Source organism: Burkholderia sp. MSMB1826 (assembly GCF_001526325.1).
Classification (GTDB): domain Bacteria; phylum Pseudomonadota; class Gammaproteobacteria; order Burkholderiales; family Burkholderiaceae; genus Burkholderia.
This window is the reverse complement of the sequence record NZ_LOYN01000038.1, coordinates 60,440-75,045: the sequence shown is the minus strand read 5'-3', so window position 1 is coordinate 75,045 and position 14,606 is coordinate 60,440. Positions and strand designations below refer to the sequence as shown.

Below are 14,606 nucleotides of genomic sequence, written 5' to 3'. Positions count from 1 at the left end.
GTTTCCCCGAGCGAATGACACACAATACACCGAATGACACGTTGTGTCATGCGTTACAATCGATTCTTCGAAGGACACTTGGCGCCCCCATGACGATTCGCCTGAAGCTGCTCAGAAAACAGAAAGGCTGGACGCTCGACGTGCTGGCCGACGAGACCGGCCTCACCAAGAGCTACCTGTCGAAGGTCGAGCGCGGCCTGAGCGTGCCGTCGATCGCGGTCGCGCTGAAGCTGTCGAAGGCGCTGAACGTCGACGTCGAGCAACTGTTCTCGGAAAGCCGCAACCGCGAGCTGATCACGGTCACGCGCGCCGGCGAGCGCACCGCGATGGGTGCAGCGGCCGACAGCCACGCCCACCGTTTCGAGAGCATCGCGGCCGGGGTCGCGCCGAAGAAGATGCTGCCGTTCGTCGTGCATCCGCCGCACGAATTCGTCGCGTCGACGTTCCGCGAGCACGAAGGCGAGGAATTCCTGTTCGTGCACAAGGGGCGGGTCGAAATCGAATTTCCGAACGAGACGGTGCAACTCAGGGCCGGCGATTCAGTCTATTTCAACGCACTCATTCCCCACCGCACGCGCAGCCTCGGCACCGCGCAGGCGGAGATTCTGGTCATCGTCAGCCACGACGACTAGCCTCGTCACTTCTTCGCGCAAGGATCTTCCGATGGTCACCAGGGCCACCGCACCGTTCCAGCAGATCAAGACGCTCGTTCGCCAGAACGTCGAGTCCGGCGACTGGCGCCCCGGCGACCGCATTCCGTCCGAACTCGATCTCGCCGCGCAGTTCGGCGTCGCGCGCATGACGGTCAACCGCGCACTGCGCGAGCTGACCGAGGAAGGCGTGCTGAAGCGCATCGCGGGCGTCGGCACGTTCGTCGCCGAGGTGAAGCCGCAGTCGAACCTGCTGATGATCGCGCATATCCGCGACGAGATCCGTGCGCGCGGGCACGAATACCGTTGCCGCGTGCTCAGCCAGGCGCGCGAGCCCGCGTCGTTCGACGTCGCGGCCGCGTTCGGCCTGCCGGTCAATACGCCGGTCTTTCACGTGGTGTGCGTGCACGAGGAAAACGGCCGCCCGATCCAGCTCGAGGATCGCTACGTGAATCCGGCTGCCGCGCCCGGCTTCATCGATCAGGATTTCCGGGTCGAGCCGCCATCCGAGTACCTGTACAACAACGTGTCGCACTACGAACTGGAAATCGAGCACGTCGTCGACGCGTCGCTGCCCACCGGCGAACAGGCGCGGCTGCTCGACATGCGCGCCGACGAGCCGTGCCTCACGCTCACGCGCCGCACGTGGACGGACGGGCTTCCCGTCACGTTCGTGCACTTCCTGCATCCGGGCAACCGCTACCGGCTCGGCTCGCGCTTCAAGCCGGGCGCGGGGCGCCACCCGACCTGATCCTTCGTCGCACACCCCCGACGCGCACGGCGGCCGTTTCGTCACGAAACGGCCGCCGTGTTCATTCGTGACGTCGAGTCAGATCGCGCCAACCTGCCCCGCCTCGCGCGACCACACGACCGGAAACAGCGGGTGATCGAGCGGCGCGCCGTCGGCCAGCTGTTCCGCGAGCCCGGGAAAATCGGGCGACGTTTTCCAGCGGCGCGGCGCGTGACGGACATCGTCGCCGACGAAGCGGATCGAGAACGCGCGCCGGCGGTTCCGCGTGCCGCCCGACGCATGCAGCGTGAGCATCCGGAAGCACACCATGTCGCCGGGTTCGAGCGCCCAGCGGCGGATCGGGAAGGCCGCACGGTCGGCTTCGATGTCGGGCAGATCGGCGAGGCTGCCTTCCGGGAACCACTTCGCCTCCTTGTCCATGAACGTGCGCGGCATCAGCCACGGCCCGCGATGCGAGCCGGCGACGAATTCCAGCGTCGATTCGAGCGGCACCGGGTCGACCGGAATCCACATGCTGACGTTGTCGTCGCCTTCGATGTTGTAGTACGGCTGGTCCTGATGCCACGGCGTGCGCTGCCGCGTGCCGGGCTCCTTCACGAGCAGATGGTCGTGATGCAGCCGCACGGTGTCCGTGCCCATCAGCGCGGCGGCGACCGACGGCGCCGGCGAGCGCACGATGAAGTCGCGATACGCGTCGTTGTGCTGCCAGTTGCAGAAATCCTCGAAGAACCAGCCCGGATCGTCGGGCCGGCTCGCGACTTTCGCGCGTTCGCTCGGCTGCGCGAGGTTCGCGTCGATGCCGGCCCGCAACGCGGCCACTTCGTCGGGCGAAAAAATGCCCTTGATGCAGACCGCGCCTTCGTCGCGGAACGCGGCGATCAGTTCGGGCGTCACGGCTTGCGCGACGCGCTCCTGGATACTCGTCATGGTGTACCTGTCGATCGAATGGGTCACGGGGTCACGGCGTCGAAGTCAGTTGCTGCTTCGCACCATAGATGTCGAAGTCGAAGTATTTCGCGGCGATCTTCTGGTACGTGCCGTTCGCGCGAATCGCGGCGATCGCGTCGTTCAGCCGCTTCTTCAGGTCGGCGTCGCCCTTGCGTATGCCCATCGCGACGCCGTAGCCGGTGATCCGCACGTCGGTCACGTCCGGGCCCGCGAACGCGTAGCCCTTGCCGCGCGGGGTCTTCAGGAACGAGTAGCCGGCTTGCGTCTTGTCCTGGAAGGTCGCGTCGAGGCGGCCGTTGACGAGATCCTGATACACCTGGTCCTGATTCTGGTACGAGACGATCGTCACGCCCTTGGTCGCCCATTCGGCCTTCGCGTACGCCTCCTGCGTCGTGCCCTGGTCGATCCCGACGCGCTTGCCGGCGAGCGACGCGGCGGTCGGCAGCAGCTTCGAGCCGACCGGCGCGACGAGCGCGCCCGGCGACGCATACAGCTTGTTCGAGAAGTCGATCTGCTTGAGCCGCTCGTCGGTGGCCGTCATCGCGGACATGATCACGTCGAACTTGCGCGCGCGCAGCGCCGGGATCATCCCGTCGAAGCCCTGCTCGACCCACACGCACTTCGCATGCAGTTGCTCGCAGATCGCATTGCGCAGGTCGATGTCGAAACCGGCGAGCGAGCCGTCGGGCTGCTTCGCCTCGAACGGCGGATACGTGGGATCGATACCCCAGCGGATCGTCGACGTGTCCTGCGCGAACGACGTGAGCGGCGCGAACGCCAGCGCGGTAACGAGGAACTTGGCGGTACGGTTCATGGCGTGTCCTTGAAAGTCTCGACGCGGCGGGCGACGCCGGCGTCCGGTGAAGGCGCCGCGACGGCATGCCGGTGCGAGGCGCGAAAGACGGGGACTTCGATGAAACTGCGATGCAGTCTAGACCGCCAGATTTCCGAGTGCAAGCGGAAGGAAGCGGAGACAGGATGGATCGAGGTCCAGCGGACGCGGAAAGACGGGGCGACGCTTTATGTATGGCTGATTTACGGGACTGTCAGGTGTTTACCCTGTGCGTCGCGCGTCCCCCATAGCGGGCGTTTTTCCGGATGTCCACGGGGCAATGATGTCGATATATGCGATCTGAGCGGCGCCTCGAACGAGGCGTGCCTCAGCGAAATCACGATGCGACCTATACCGCCTCGAAAACTCCCTCGGAGGCAGTAACCCGGTCGAAAATGTAATATATACCTTACATTGAAGCGCGACGAATCCGCGTGGGGAGGTGAACATGCAACTCTATGAAATCGGGCAGGCCATAGCTAGGCGGCGAGCCGAACTCGATCTCACGCAGGCCCAACTTGCCAAGCTCGCCGGGCTGTCTCGCCTTACCATCAACCAGCTCGAAAGCGGCAAGGTGAAGGATCTCGGCATCAACAAGCTCATCCCGTTGCTCAGCGTGCTCGGCATCGAACTCCTGGCGCTGCCGCGGCAGGCTCAAAACGGTCTCCACAAGGCCGTCGTGAGCGCGAACGTGAGCTACAAGGGCGAATTGACCGAACGACTGCTGGCCGACGCATTGGCCACCGGACGGATTCCTGAAGGATACGCATCGCAGTTCTCCGTCATCCTCGACGAAGTGCCGCTGCCTGTCGTCGTGAAAGCGGCCGAGGAAGCCGCCGAGCGCTCGGGCACCCCGCTTCGGACCATCTGGAAAAACCTTGCCGCGTGGTCGAAGGATCTCCATCTGTATCGGGAGGTATGGGTATGACCGCACCATCCACGTTGCCCGACGGACCGTGGCAGGGTCTTTTTCGCCACGCGCTGACACTGGTCGACGAGATACGGAAGCACGGCATGCCGAATCCGTTCTGGACGTTCGGTGGGGCACGGTTCTCATGCTGCGCCACGGCCATCGCGTCAGCAAGGACGTGGACATCTTCGTACCCGACCCGCAGTATCTCGGGTACGTGAATCCCCGCATCAGCGACGCCGCGTCCGACATCACGATGGACTACGAGGAACACGCCAGCTTCATGAAGCTGGTGCTGCCCAACGGCGAAATCGACTTCGTCGTCTCCCGGAATCTGACGTCTCCCGGCTACGACGAATGGATGCTGATGAATCATGTCGTCAAGGTGGAGACTTCCGCGGAAATCGTCGCCAAGAAAATGTGGCATCGCGGCGATCGTCCGACCGCGCGGGATCTGTTCGACCTGTGCGTGGTCATCGAGCGCGAGCCGGAAAGCCTGATGGAAGCCGGTGCGTTCCTCGTTCGGCATCGCGACACGTTTCTGCGTCTGCTCAACGAACATCGCGCGTTCGTACAGCCGCGCTTCGACGCCATCCGGACACTCGACTACACGCCATCGTTCGACTATTGCGTCGAACTGGCCGAAGCGTTCCTGCGGAAACTCCCCGACAGCACGCCCGAACCAAAATCGCGCGCCCGCTAAGACTTGCGCCCCTCCCGCCCCCACCCGATCTCCGCCGCCCGTGGCGTCGCGCCCCCCGCCGGGTCCGGCGAAACCGCGATTGCCTGCGATGGGCGGCCATGTTAAAAGTCGTCGCATGCATTTGAAAACGAAATGCTCGAATTTACAGAAGTACAAAAATGAATAGACCCCTGTTCGACATCGACCTGTTGCGCGCGCTGGTGATGGTCGCCGACTGCGGCAGTTTCACGACGGCTTCCGCGCGCCTGCATTCGACGCAGTCGACGGTCAGCCAGAAGGTGCGCCGGCTCGAGGAAATCGCCGGCCACCGCCTGCTCGACCGCGGCACGCGCGACGTGCGGCCGACCGACGCGGGCGTGACGGTGCTCAGCTATGCGCGGCGCATGCTCGCGCTGAACGACGAGATGCTGGAGGCGCTGTCGGGCGCGACGGTCGCGCTGACGATCCGGCTCGGCGTACCCGACGATTTCGCGGCGGGCCGCACGACCCATGCGCTCGCGGCGTTCAAGCGCGAGCATCCGCAGGTGAAGCTCGAAGTGACGTGCGGATTGAGCCGCGACATCAGCGCCGCGTACGATCGCGGCGAACTCGATCTCGTATTGATCAAGCAGCGGCGCGACAGCCGCGAGGCGGTCGTGCGCTGGCCTGAGAAGCTGCGCTGGATCGACAGCGCGAAGCATCCGTCGATCGATCTCGACCCGGTGCCGATCGTCGTGTTCCCGCCGCGTGGGCTGTACCGCGACGACATGATCAAGGCGATCGAGGAGCGCGGCCGCCGCTGGCGAATCAGCTTCACGACGTCGAGCCTGAGCGGGATCCAGGCAGCCGTCGCGGACGGCCTCGGCATCAGCGTGCTGCCCGCGCGCGTGGTGACGGACGAGCACGTGGTGCTGACCGCGAAGCAGGGCTTCGCACCGATCGAGCACATGGACATCGCGATCCTGCACCGGCCGACGGCCGACCCGATGGTCGGCGCGCTGACGAAGACGCTCGCGGCGATGCTGGAACTCGAAGGGCGGTAAGCGAGACGCGCCCCCGATCCGGCCGCACGGCCGCGCGTCAGAACATCGTGTTGCCGTTCGCCGCCTGCTCGGGCACCGGCTGGTTGACGTCCCAGTGTTCGACGATCTTGCCGTGCTCGAGCCGGAAGATGTCCATGATCGCGCTGCCGCGCGTGCCGGGTTCGCGCACCGCGTGCACGTGCAGGATCACGTAGTCGCCGTCGACGAACGCGCGCTTGATCTCGCTGTGCGACTGCGGATATTTGTCGCGCAGAAACGCGACGAACTGGCGAAAACCGTCGCGCCCGTCGGCCGCGTTCGGGTTGTGCTGCACGTAGCGATCGCCGACATACGCGAGCGCGGCGTCCGCATCCTTCTCGTTCAAGCCTTTCTCGTAGAACGCCAGCACCGTCCGGCGATTGGCCTCCTGCTGCGTGTCGCCCGCGCCGGCGGCCGCGGCATGCGCGGCCGTCACCGCGAACGTCGCCGCCGCGATCCATCGTGTCGTCCGTCCTGCTGCCATGCGTCGCATCTCGATCTCCCGGTCGAATCGTTGAAGGCCCGATCATACCGAGGACACCGCCCATGCACTCCCGGACGCGTTGACGCACCCGAGCGGGCCGCCCGCACTCACACCAGCGCGCCGTTGCGCGCGACGATCTTCCCGGACGACACGACGAGACGCCGCACCGGCCGCGCGACGACGGCCTCGGCGAACGTCAGCGCATCGACGAGCACGACGTCCGCGCGGCAGCCTGGCTGCAGCCCGTAATCCGCGAACCCGCAGCCGCGCGCCGCACCGTGCGTCACGCAGTCGAGCGCGACTTCGAGCGCATCGTCGCGGCGGAAATCGTTGCGCATGCCGATCAGCATCGCCCGCTCGAGCATGTCGGGCGAGCCGTACGGCGTCCACGTATCGCGCACGCCGTCGTTGCCGCCGATCACGGTCACGCCCGCCGCACGGCACGCGGCCACCGGCGGCACCGGCACCGCGGCCGGCGCAGTCGTGACGATCGCGACGCCGAGCTCGGCCATCCGCGCGAGCAGCGCATCGCGCTCGCGTTCGGCGATATCGCCGAGGCAGAAACCGTGGCTGATCGTGACCTTTCCCTGCATGCCGTGAGCCGCGGTACGCTGCAGGATCAGGTCGAGCGAGTACGCGCCCATCGACCCGCGCTCATGCAGATGGATATCGAGCCCGCGGCCGTGGCGCGCGGCGATCGCGAACAGCACGTCCACCGCCTCGACCGGATCGCCTTCGATCGCACACGGATCGAGCCCGCCGAGCAGGTCGGCGCCGGCGTCGAGCGCGTCCGACAACAGCGCATCGGTGCCCGGCCGCTTAAGGACACCCGATTGCGGAAACGCGACGATCTGGATCTCGACCTGCCCGCGCAGCGTCTCGCGCGTGGCCAGCACGCCGTTCAGGTGGCGCAGCCCGGCCTGGGTATCGACGTCGACGTGGGTACGAATGCGCGTCGTGCCGGCCGCGAGGAATGCGCGCGCCAGCGCGAGCGATGCGGCGCCCGCGTCATGGCCGCTCGTCGCGCGATAGTGGCGCTCGTTCTCGATGCGGTCGACGAGGCGCGGCCCGACCTGGTTGCGATACCACGGCATCCCCCAGTGGGTCTTGTCGAGGTGCGTATGGCCTTCGACGAGGCCGGGCAGCGCCAACGCGCCCGCGCCGTCCTCGATCGCGCAGCCGGCGGGCGCATCGAGCGACGGGCCGACGCGCGCGATGCGATCGCGTTCGATCAGGATATCGAGCGCGGCGTCGGCATTCGTGCGGACATTGCGGATCAGCAGCTTCGTCATGTCGGGTCCGGTCGGGTCGGTCGGTGCAAGGCGGGCACGGCGCGCGCCGTGCCGCCGCTCGGGTGGGTCAGCGCGTAAAGCGCAGCGACGGCGCGAACGGCGCGTCCGTATCGCTTTCGCCGCGGCGGAATACCCAGCGTTCGGCCGGCACGCCCGCGACGGCCGCCGCCGCATTCGGCGCGCGCACCGCGACGAAGCTCGCGTCGCAGCCGACCGCGATTCCGTAGTTCTCCTTGCCGATTGCGCGCGCGCCGGCGTGCGTCGCCATGTCGAGCGCGACGCCGAGCGCCTCGTCGGTGTAGAAGCCCGACCGGTAGCCGACCATCATCGCGCGCTGCAACATGTCGCCGTTGCCGTACGGCCACCACGCGTCGCGGATGTTGTCGTTGCCCGCGAACACGTGCACGCCCGCGTCGCGCAGCCGTTGCACCGGCGGGAACGCGCAGTCGCCCGGCGCATTCGTCAGGATCGATACGCCAGCTTCGGCCAACACCGCGGCCGTACGCCGCACGTCGTCATCGCTCACCTGGCCGAGCGCGTACGCATGGCTCACGTTCACACGCCCGCCGAGCCCGGCCACGCGCGTGCGCGCCGCGATCCGCAGCAGTTGCGCGATGCCCGTTTCTCCCGGCTCGTGCAGGTGGATGTCGATTTTCGCGCCGCGCTTCTCGGCGATGCCGAACACGATGTCGAGCTGGCCGTCCGCGTCGCCGTCGAGCGTCGTCGGGTCGATCCCGCCGACCACGTCCGCGCCTTCGCGCACGGCGGCATCGAGTATCTCGGCGGTGCCCGGGCACGTGATCACGCCGGCCTGCGGAAACGCGACCAGTTCGATGTCGACGATCCCGCGCCATCGTTCGCGCGCGGCCATCACCGCGTGCAGGTTCGACAGGCCCGTCGTCGCGTCGACGTCGACGTGGCTGCGCATCGCAATCGTGCCGAACGCGGCGGCCTGCGCGATCAACGCGTTCGCACGCTCGACGATCGGCGGCGCGGCCGCGAGCTGGCGCTTCTCGGCCGCGAGCCGCTCGCGCAGCGAGCCGGCCGGTTCGTGCGGCACCCAGCGATCGCCGACGAAGCTCTTGTCGAGATGGATATGGCCGTCGACGAAACCGGGCAGCACGACGCGGCCGTCGAGGTCGATCGTCTGCGCGCCGGGCGCGGCTGTGCAATCGGCGCCGATCGCGGCGAAGCGGCCGTCGCGCACGACGAGGTTGACGGGTTGGCCGCCGGCGTCGACGGCATTGATGAAGAATCGTTCGGTCATGGCCTGGAATAGGAGGTGGTCGCGGCGCGACACCGACGCGGACAGGGGAAGGAACCGCAGCCGGCGCGGCGCGACCGTTGGCAGGGAATCCGGCCACGATATCGGACGCCGCTGCCCGAGGCCAATTAAATGTCGCGATGCCGCGCATTCGATTTCGCGATGTGCGGCGCGCAGGCGCCCCGGACCGGGTGCGACGGCGGGCGCGATCGACGGGGAAAGGGCCGACCGGTCGGCGGCCGCGCATCGCCCGTATCGCCTGCATCGCCTGCGTCGTCTTCGTCGTCCGCATGCGAGCGCCGGGAAGCCGCGTCGCCGCGTTGCCGGACGGGGTTTCGGCACCCCGTCCGACCGGCGATTTACGCGGCAACAGACTTTACACGTTGTTACCCGGCCGCACCGGACGCGCATTCGCCCATTCCTTATACTCACGCCGAGTTCGCCACCCGTGTCGGGAATCCATCGGCGGACACGTTGCCGATGCAGGAAACCCATGATGCGCATGCCTTCCACGAAGACCGTTCTGTTCGCCTCGCTCGTCGCCGTGGCGGCGCTTCCGCTCACCGCGTGCGTCGCGCCGGGCTACTACGGCGCGCAGCCGGGCTATCCGCAGCAGCAGCAATACGCGACGCCCGGCTATGCGCAGCCCGCGTATTCGCAACCGGGCTACGTGCAGCAGCAGCCGGCGTATCCGAACCAGGCGCCGCAACCGTACGATCAATACGGCAACCCGTCGCAGTACGGCTCGCAGCCGTATGACCAGTACGGCAATCAGCAACAGCAATACGCGAACCCGTACGGCACGCAATACGGCACCGTCGCGAACATCCAGCCGGTCAACGGCTCGGTCGGCCCGTCGGGTGTCGCCGGCACCGTCGTCGGTGCGCTGGTCGGCGGCCTGGTGGGCAACCAGTTCGGCCGCGGTCATGGCCGCGATGCGGCAACGGTGATCGGCGCGCTCGGCGGTGCGGTGGCGGGCAACCAGATCGGCCAGCAGATGGGCGCCGCGCAAGGCCCCAGCAGCTACCGGATCGACGTGCAGGTCAGCGACGGCTCGATGCGCTCGTTCGACGTGCAGTCGCCGGGCAACCTGCGTCCGGGCGACCGCGTGCAGATCAACGGCAATCAGTTGTCGCGCTATTGATTCCCGTCGCGCGCGCGTGAGCGGATCTCGCGCGTGCCGAGCCTTCGGCGTCGGGCGCCGGTTCGGCGCAACGGCACATGTGCCAGGCGTTCCCTCGTCGATGGTGGCGCGCCCCGCCGTCTTCACCGTCTTCCCGGTTCACGATCGCGCCCGCACCGGGCATCGCCACGCGACATCCGGATTCCCGTTAGGATAAGGACGATGCATCCCGCGACCGCCGCGGCGGCGCGCGCGGGCATGCGCGTCCCTCAACCGGAATGCCCCCGATGACGATCACGATCCGCCTGCTCGACGCGGCCGACGCCGCCTCTTTCCGGACCGTCCGCTTGCGTGCGGTCGACACCGCGCCCACCTCCTTTCTGCCGACGCTCGACGAAGAATCGCAGGTGCCGGTCGACGAATTCGCGAAGCGCCTCACGCCGACGCAGGTACAGGCGGTGTTCGGCGCGTTCGACGGCGACACGCTCGTCGGCATTACCGGCGTGCGCCGCGATGCGCGCACGAAGATCGCGCACAAGGCAACGATCTGGGGCGTCTACGTCGACGCCGCATATCGCGGGCAACGCATCGCACAGGCGCTGCTCGACAGCGCGACCGCGCATGCGGCGAACGCGTGGGGATGCAGCCAACTGATGCTGTGCGTGAACGAGGCCAACCACACCGCGGAGCGGCTGTATGCCTCGCAGGGGTTCGTGCGGTTCGGCACGGAGCCGCGCTCGATGTGCGTCGATGGCCGCTTCTACGACGAGCACTACATGATCAAGATGCTGGCATGACGCATCGGCGTTCGCGTGCAGGCGCCGACCGGTTGCACGCGAACGCCGCGACGTGACGTCATCTCATCGTGTGTCGGCGATCGTCGCGTTGACGACCTGCCCGGCGATCGTCACGTTCGTCAGCGTCATCGCGCTCACGTTGAACGCATAGATCGGCCCCGGCGACGTGACCGTCGGCGTGCCCGACGCCACCGGCGTGCCGAAGTCGCAATTGGCGATCGTCACGCCGGAGATCGGCTGCACCGCAGGCGCGGGCGGCGTGCCGTTGTAGTCGAACGCGACCGGCCCCTGCGCGACGATCGCCTGGAAGCACGACGCGCTCACGCCGTTCAGCGTCACGTTGCTCGCCTTCACGTCGGCGATCGTCACGTTCTGCACGACCGGCGCGCGCGTGCGCACCGCGTCGTTCGCCGGCTGATAGTCGCAGTCGAACGTGACGATGCCGCCCTGCGCCGCGGACGGATTGCCGGCCGACGGCGTGACGACGCCGAGCGGGACGCTCGCGTTGACCGGGCTGCCCGCGAGCAGCGCACTGCCGTAGCCGCCGCCCTTCAGCGTCACGCCGTTCGGCAGCGTGACGCCCTTCACGTGGAAATCCTTCACGTAGCCGCCGCGGTTCATGTTGGTCTTCACGCGAATCGCGATGTTCAACGGGTTGGTCTGCCAGTTCGCGTTCAGCATCGACAGGTTCGTCGCATAGATCTGCTCGACGCCGCCGCCCATCTCGCTGCCGAGCGTGATCCCGCCGTGCCCGCTGTTCATCGTGCAGTTGCGGATCAGGTGCCGCTTCGCGGGCCCGTATTCGGTGTCGCGGTCCTTGCCCGACTTGATCGCGATGCAGTCGTCGCCGGTGTTGAACGTGCAGTCCTCGCACAGCACGTCGGTGCACGCGTCCGGATCGAAGCCGTCGTTGTTCGGGCCGATGCTGTTGGTCGTCACGCCGCGGATCACGACGTTGCGGCTCGCAGTCGGATGGTGCTGCCAGAACGGCGTGTTCTGGGTCTGGTAGTTCGCCATCAGCACGTTCGTGCAGCCGATGAATTCGACCATGCACGGCCGCAGGTAGTGGCCGAGGCCGAAGATGCGTTTCTCCACCGGCACGCCGGCCTCGGACAGCGCGGGCAGGTAGTTCTGGTCCTGCTGCCACGGCGTGACGGGCGACGTCAGCAGCGCATAGAGCGCGTCGGGAATCGCGGGCGCGACGATCCGCAGGTCGACGTTGTTCGGGTTCGCATAGTTCTGGGCCGGCACCGTCGCGCCTGCGCCGTAGGCGCCCGACGAGCCCTTGTAGGTCCACCAGCACACGCTGTTCGCGCCGCTGCCGGAGAACGGCGTCATCGCCTGCCCGTTGAGCACCGACGTCGGGCCTTCGCCGGTCAGCGCGATGTTCGTCGCGTTGCGCGCGTAGACGGGCGCACCGAAGTTCAGGCAATCGTTCGCCTGCCAGCGGCTGTAGTACAGCCGGCCGTTCGCGCCGCAATCGACCGGGCCGTCCTTCGCGTAATCGGCCGGGTTCGGGCTGAAGTAGATCGTGCAGTTCGCGCTCAGGTGGAACGTGACGTTGCTCTGCAGCACGATCGGCCCCGCGCAATACCAGGCGCCGGACGGCACGACGACCCGGCCGCCGCCTTCACGCCGGCATGCATCGATTGCCGCGAGAAACGCCGGGCGCGCATCGAATGCGCCGGGCGCGACCGTCAGTTCGGAACCGGGGCTGACCGGCGATTTCGCGGCCGGGTACGGCGACGTCTGCGCGACCGTCGCGCACCGGCGCGCGCCGTACTGCGTCACGTCGAAGTCGCGCCCGCGCCGCGCGAGCCGCGACACGTGCGCGAGCGATGCCGCGATGCGCGCCGCCGCGCCGTGCTCGCCCCACACAAGATCGACCGCCGACGCATCGGGCGTCGCGCCCTTCGCCAGCGCCCGGGTGGCCGCGAACGGACCGCCGAGCATCGCGCCGCCGGCGAGCGCGCCGGTCCAGCCGATGAAAGCGCGGCGCGATACCCGTTTCGACGCGGGCGATCGGGCGGACGAAGACGAACGGCGGCGATGGGCGGCCATGGGCACTCCTTCAGGGTAGAGGGTATCGATGCGCCGGTCGGCGGATCGTTATTTATACGTCGTCGTACTACATGACGCAGTCTAGACGCGATCGGCGCGGCGTATGTATTTGTCGTTTACCCTGTTATCTATGGGGTTACGTATCGTATGTGTGCGCACACTCACATCGACGCATGAGGCTCAAGAGATATGTTGTCGTATGTTTATGCGCAAAAACTTCCGCTCAATCCTCTCCGGCCACCACGCTCCAACGGTACGGTTCCTGCCCGCCCGCCGCCGACCCGCCTCGGTAATTTCGCCTCTGGTCAGCCCCACGCCACCCGCGCTATCGTTTGTCCATTCCCACAGTCCAGGAGCTGCCTTTGCCTACCCGCCACGGAGTCGACCTCATCCGCGCCCGCGCGCTGTTCGATCGCGAGCGCCAAGCGTTCGCCGAAGCCATGCCGGTTTCCCGCGCGCTGTCCGCGGAAGCGTCCGAGCACTTGCTGTTCGGCGTGCCGTTGCACTGGATGCAGGACTGGTCGACCCCGTTCTCGCTCTACGTGAAGGAGGCCCGCGGCGCGACCTTCACCGACGTCGACGGTCATCGCTACGTCGATTTCTGCCTCGGCGATACGGGCGCGATGTTCGGCCATGCGCCCGAACCCGTCGCCCGCGCGCTCGCCGAGCAGGCCACGCGCGGCTACACGACGATGCTGCCGAGCGAGGACGCCGCCTGGGTGTCGCGCGAACTCGCGCGCCGCTTCCATCTGCCGGTCTGGCAATTCGCGCTGAGCGCGAGCGACGCGAACCGCTTCGTGCTGCGCTGGGCGCGCGCGGCCACCGGCCGCAACACGATCGTCGTGTTCAACGGCTGCTATCACGGCACGGTCGACGACGTGTTCGTCGATCTCGTCGACGGCCGCCCGGTGCAGCGCGACAGCCTGCTCGGGCAGTCGTACGACCTGCTCGCGAACACGCGTGTCGTCGAATTCAACGATCTCGACGCGCTCGAAGCGGCGCTGCAGGACGGCGATGTCGCATGCGTGCTCGCCGAGCCCGCGATGACGAACATCGGCATGGTGCTGCCCGACCCGGGCTTCTGGGAGGCCGCACGCGCACTGACGCGCCGCCACGGCACGCTGCTGGTGATCGACGAGACGCACACGATCAGCAGCGGCCCCGGCGGCTACGCGGTCGCGCACGGTCTCGAACCGGACATGCTGGTGGTCGGCAAGCCGATCGCGGGCGGCGTGCCGTGCGCGGTGTACGGGTTCAGCGCCGAATTCGCGGAACGCGCGAAGCAGGCGAAGCTGAACGCGCCGCCCGGCCATTCGGGAATCGGCACGACGCTCACCGCGAACATGCTCGCGATGCATGCGATGCGCGCGACACTCGCCGAAGTCGCGACCGACGCCGCCTATGCGCACATGTTCGCGCTCGCCGCGCGGCTCGCGACGGGCCTCGAGCACGCGATCGCGAAACGCGGGCTGCCGTGGTGCGTGACGCGCATCGGCGCGCGCACCGAGTTTCAGTTCGCGCCCGTACCGCCGCGCAACGGCACGCTGGCCGGCGCGCAGCTCGACAGCGAACTCGAGCACATCGTGCACCTGTACCTGCTGAATCGCGGCGTGCTGATCACGCCGTTCCACAACATGATGCTCGTGTGCCCGCAAACGACCGCCGACGATGTCGACCGGCTCGTCGCGCAGTTCGATGCGTGTCTGGGCGAGCTGGTGTGAGGTGACGCAAGGCCCGGTACTCGCGCAAGC

At 67.5% G+C, this 14,606-nt stretch carries 14 protein-coding genes; 8 read left to right on the top strand and 6 right to left on the bottom strand.

Going from position 1 to position 14,606, the window contains the following annotated elements; translation table 11 throughout:
* Positions 1 to 89 precede the first annotated feature (89 nt).
* Entirely contained in the window at positions 90 to 632 is a 543-nt protein-coding gene (locus WS95_RS22715) for a helix-turn-helix domain-containing protein (RefSeq protein ID WP_059644440.1), read from the top strand.
* Positions 633 to 663: 31 nt separating this feature from the next.
* Positions 664 to 1,401 carry a histidine utilization repressor gene (gene hutC, locus WS95_RS22710; RefSeq protein ID WP_059780171.1) on the top strand — a complete coding sequence of 246 codons (738 nt, stop codon included), beginning with the start codon at positions 664 to 666 and terminating at the stop codon, positions 1,399 to 1,401.
* Positions 1,402 to 1,479: 78 nt separating this feature from the next.
* On the opposite strand, the gene WS95_RS22705 is transcribed toward hutC, so the two are convergent.
* Positions 1,480 to 2,328, bottom strand: coding sequence for a phytanoyl-CoA dioxygenase family protein (locus tag WS95_RS22705; protein ID WP_059826179.1), 849 nt, complete (start codon positions 2,326 to 2,328; stop codon positions 1,480 to 1,482).
* A gap of 31 nt (positions 2,329 to 2,359) precedes the next feature.
* Positions 2,360 to 3,163 carry an ABC transporter substrate-binding protein gene (locus WS95_RS22700; RefSeq protein ID WP_059826177.1) on the bottom strand — a complete coding sequence of 268 codons (804 nt, stop codon included), beginning with the start codon at positions 3,161 to 3,163 and terminating at the stop codon, positions 2,360 to 2,362.
* 466 nt (positions 3,164 to 3,629) lie between these two features.
* On the opposite strand from WS95_RS22700, the gene WS95_RS22695 reads away from it, so the two are divergent.
* The 3 genes from WS95_RS22695 (at position 3,630) to WS95_RS22685 (ending at position 5,816) form a co-directional block, all read left to right on the top strand.
* A complete protein-coding gene (locus WS95_RS22695) occupies positions 3,630 to 4,109 on the top strand; it encodes a helix-turn-helix domain-containing protein (protein ID WP_059826173.1) in 480 nt (159 codons plus the stop codon).
* A 127-nt stretch (positions 4,110 to 4,236) separates the two neighbouring features.
* Complete coding sequence (locus WS95_RS22690) at positions 4,237 to 4,794, top strand: nucleotidyl transferase AbiEii/AbiGii toxin family protein (protein WP_257139932.1); 558 nt, start codon at positions 4,237 to 4,239, stop codon at positions 4,792 to 4,794.
* Positions 4,795 to 4,952: 158 nt separating this feature from the next.
* Positions 4,953 to 5,816, top strand: coding sequence for a LysR family transcriptional regulator (locus WS95_RS22685; RefSeq protein ID WP_034205875.1), 864 nt, complete (start codon positions 4,953 to 4,955; stop codon positions 5,814 to 5,816).
* 37 nt (positions 5,817 to 5,853) lie between these two features.
* Here WS95_RS22685 and WS95_RS22680 read toward each other — a convergent pair whose 3' ends face one another.
* The 3 genes from WS95_RS22680 to WS95_RS22670 all read right to left on the bottom strand — a co-directional run bounded on the left by WS95_RS22680 (position 5,854) and on the right by WS95_RS22670 (position 8,877).
* On the bottom strand, positions 5,854 to 6,318 hold the full coding sequence (locus WS95_RS22680) for a nuclear transport factor 2 family protein (RefSeq protein ID WP_373557165.1): 465 nt from the start codon (positions 6,316 to 6,318) through the stop codon (positions 5,854 to 5,856).
* 107 nt (positions 6,319 to 6,425) lie between these two features.
* On the bottom strand, positions 6,426 to 7,610 hold the full coding sequence (locus tag WS95_RS22675; protein WP_059826167.1) for an amidohydrolase family protein: 1,185 nt from the start codon (positions 7,608 to 7,610) through the stop codon (positions 6,426 to 6,428).
* A gap of 67 nt (positions 7,611 to 7,677) precedes the next feature.
* On the bottom strand, positions 7,678 to 8,877 hold the full coding sequence (locus tag WS95_RS22670) for an amidohydrolase family protein (protein ID WP_059826165.1): 1,200 nt from the start codon (positions 8,875 to 8,877) through the stop codon (positions 7,678 to 7,680).
* Between the two features lie 490 nt (positions 8,878 to 9,367).
* Between WS95_RS22670 and WS95_RS22665 the strand changes: the two genes are divergently transcribed.
* Entirely contained in the window at positions 9,368 to 10,018 is a 651-nt protein-coding gene (locus WS95_RS22665; protein WP_059780176.1) for a glycine zipper 2TM domain-containing protein, read from the top strand.
* 266 nt (positions 10,019 to 10,284) lie between these two features.
* Positions 10,285 to 10,794: a GNAT family N-acetyltransferase gene (locus tag WS95_RS22660; RefSeq protein ID WP_059826162.1), complete on the top strand. Its 510-nt coding sequence runs from the start codon at positions 10,285 to 10,287 to the stop codon at positions 10,792 to 10,794.
* A gap of 63 nt (positions 10,795 to 10,857) precedes the next feature.
* Here WS95_RS22660 and WS95_RS22655 read toward each other — a convergent pair whose 3' ends face one another.
* Positions 10,858 to 12,855, bottom strand: coding sequence for a glycoside hydrolase family 28 protein (locus tag WS95_RS22655; RefSeq protein WP_059826158.1), 1,998 nt, complete (start codon positions 12,853 to 12,855; stop codon positions 10,858 to 10,860).
* A 362-nt stretch (positions 12,856 to 13,217) separates the two neighbouring features.
* Between WS95_RS22655 and WS95_RS22650 the strand changes: the two genes are divergently transcribed.
* Positions 13,218 to 14,576, top strand: coding sequence for an aspartate aminotransferase family protein (locus WS95_RS22650; RefSeq protein WP_059826155.1), 1,359 nt, complete (start codon positions 13,218 to 13,220; stop codon positions 14,574 to 14,576).
* Positions 14,577 to 14,606: the final 30 nt, after the last annotated feature.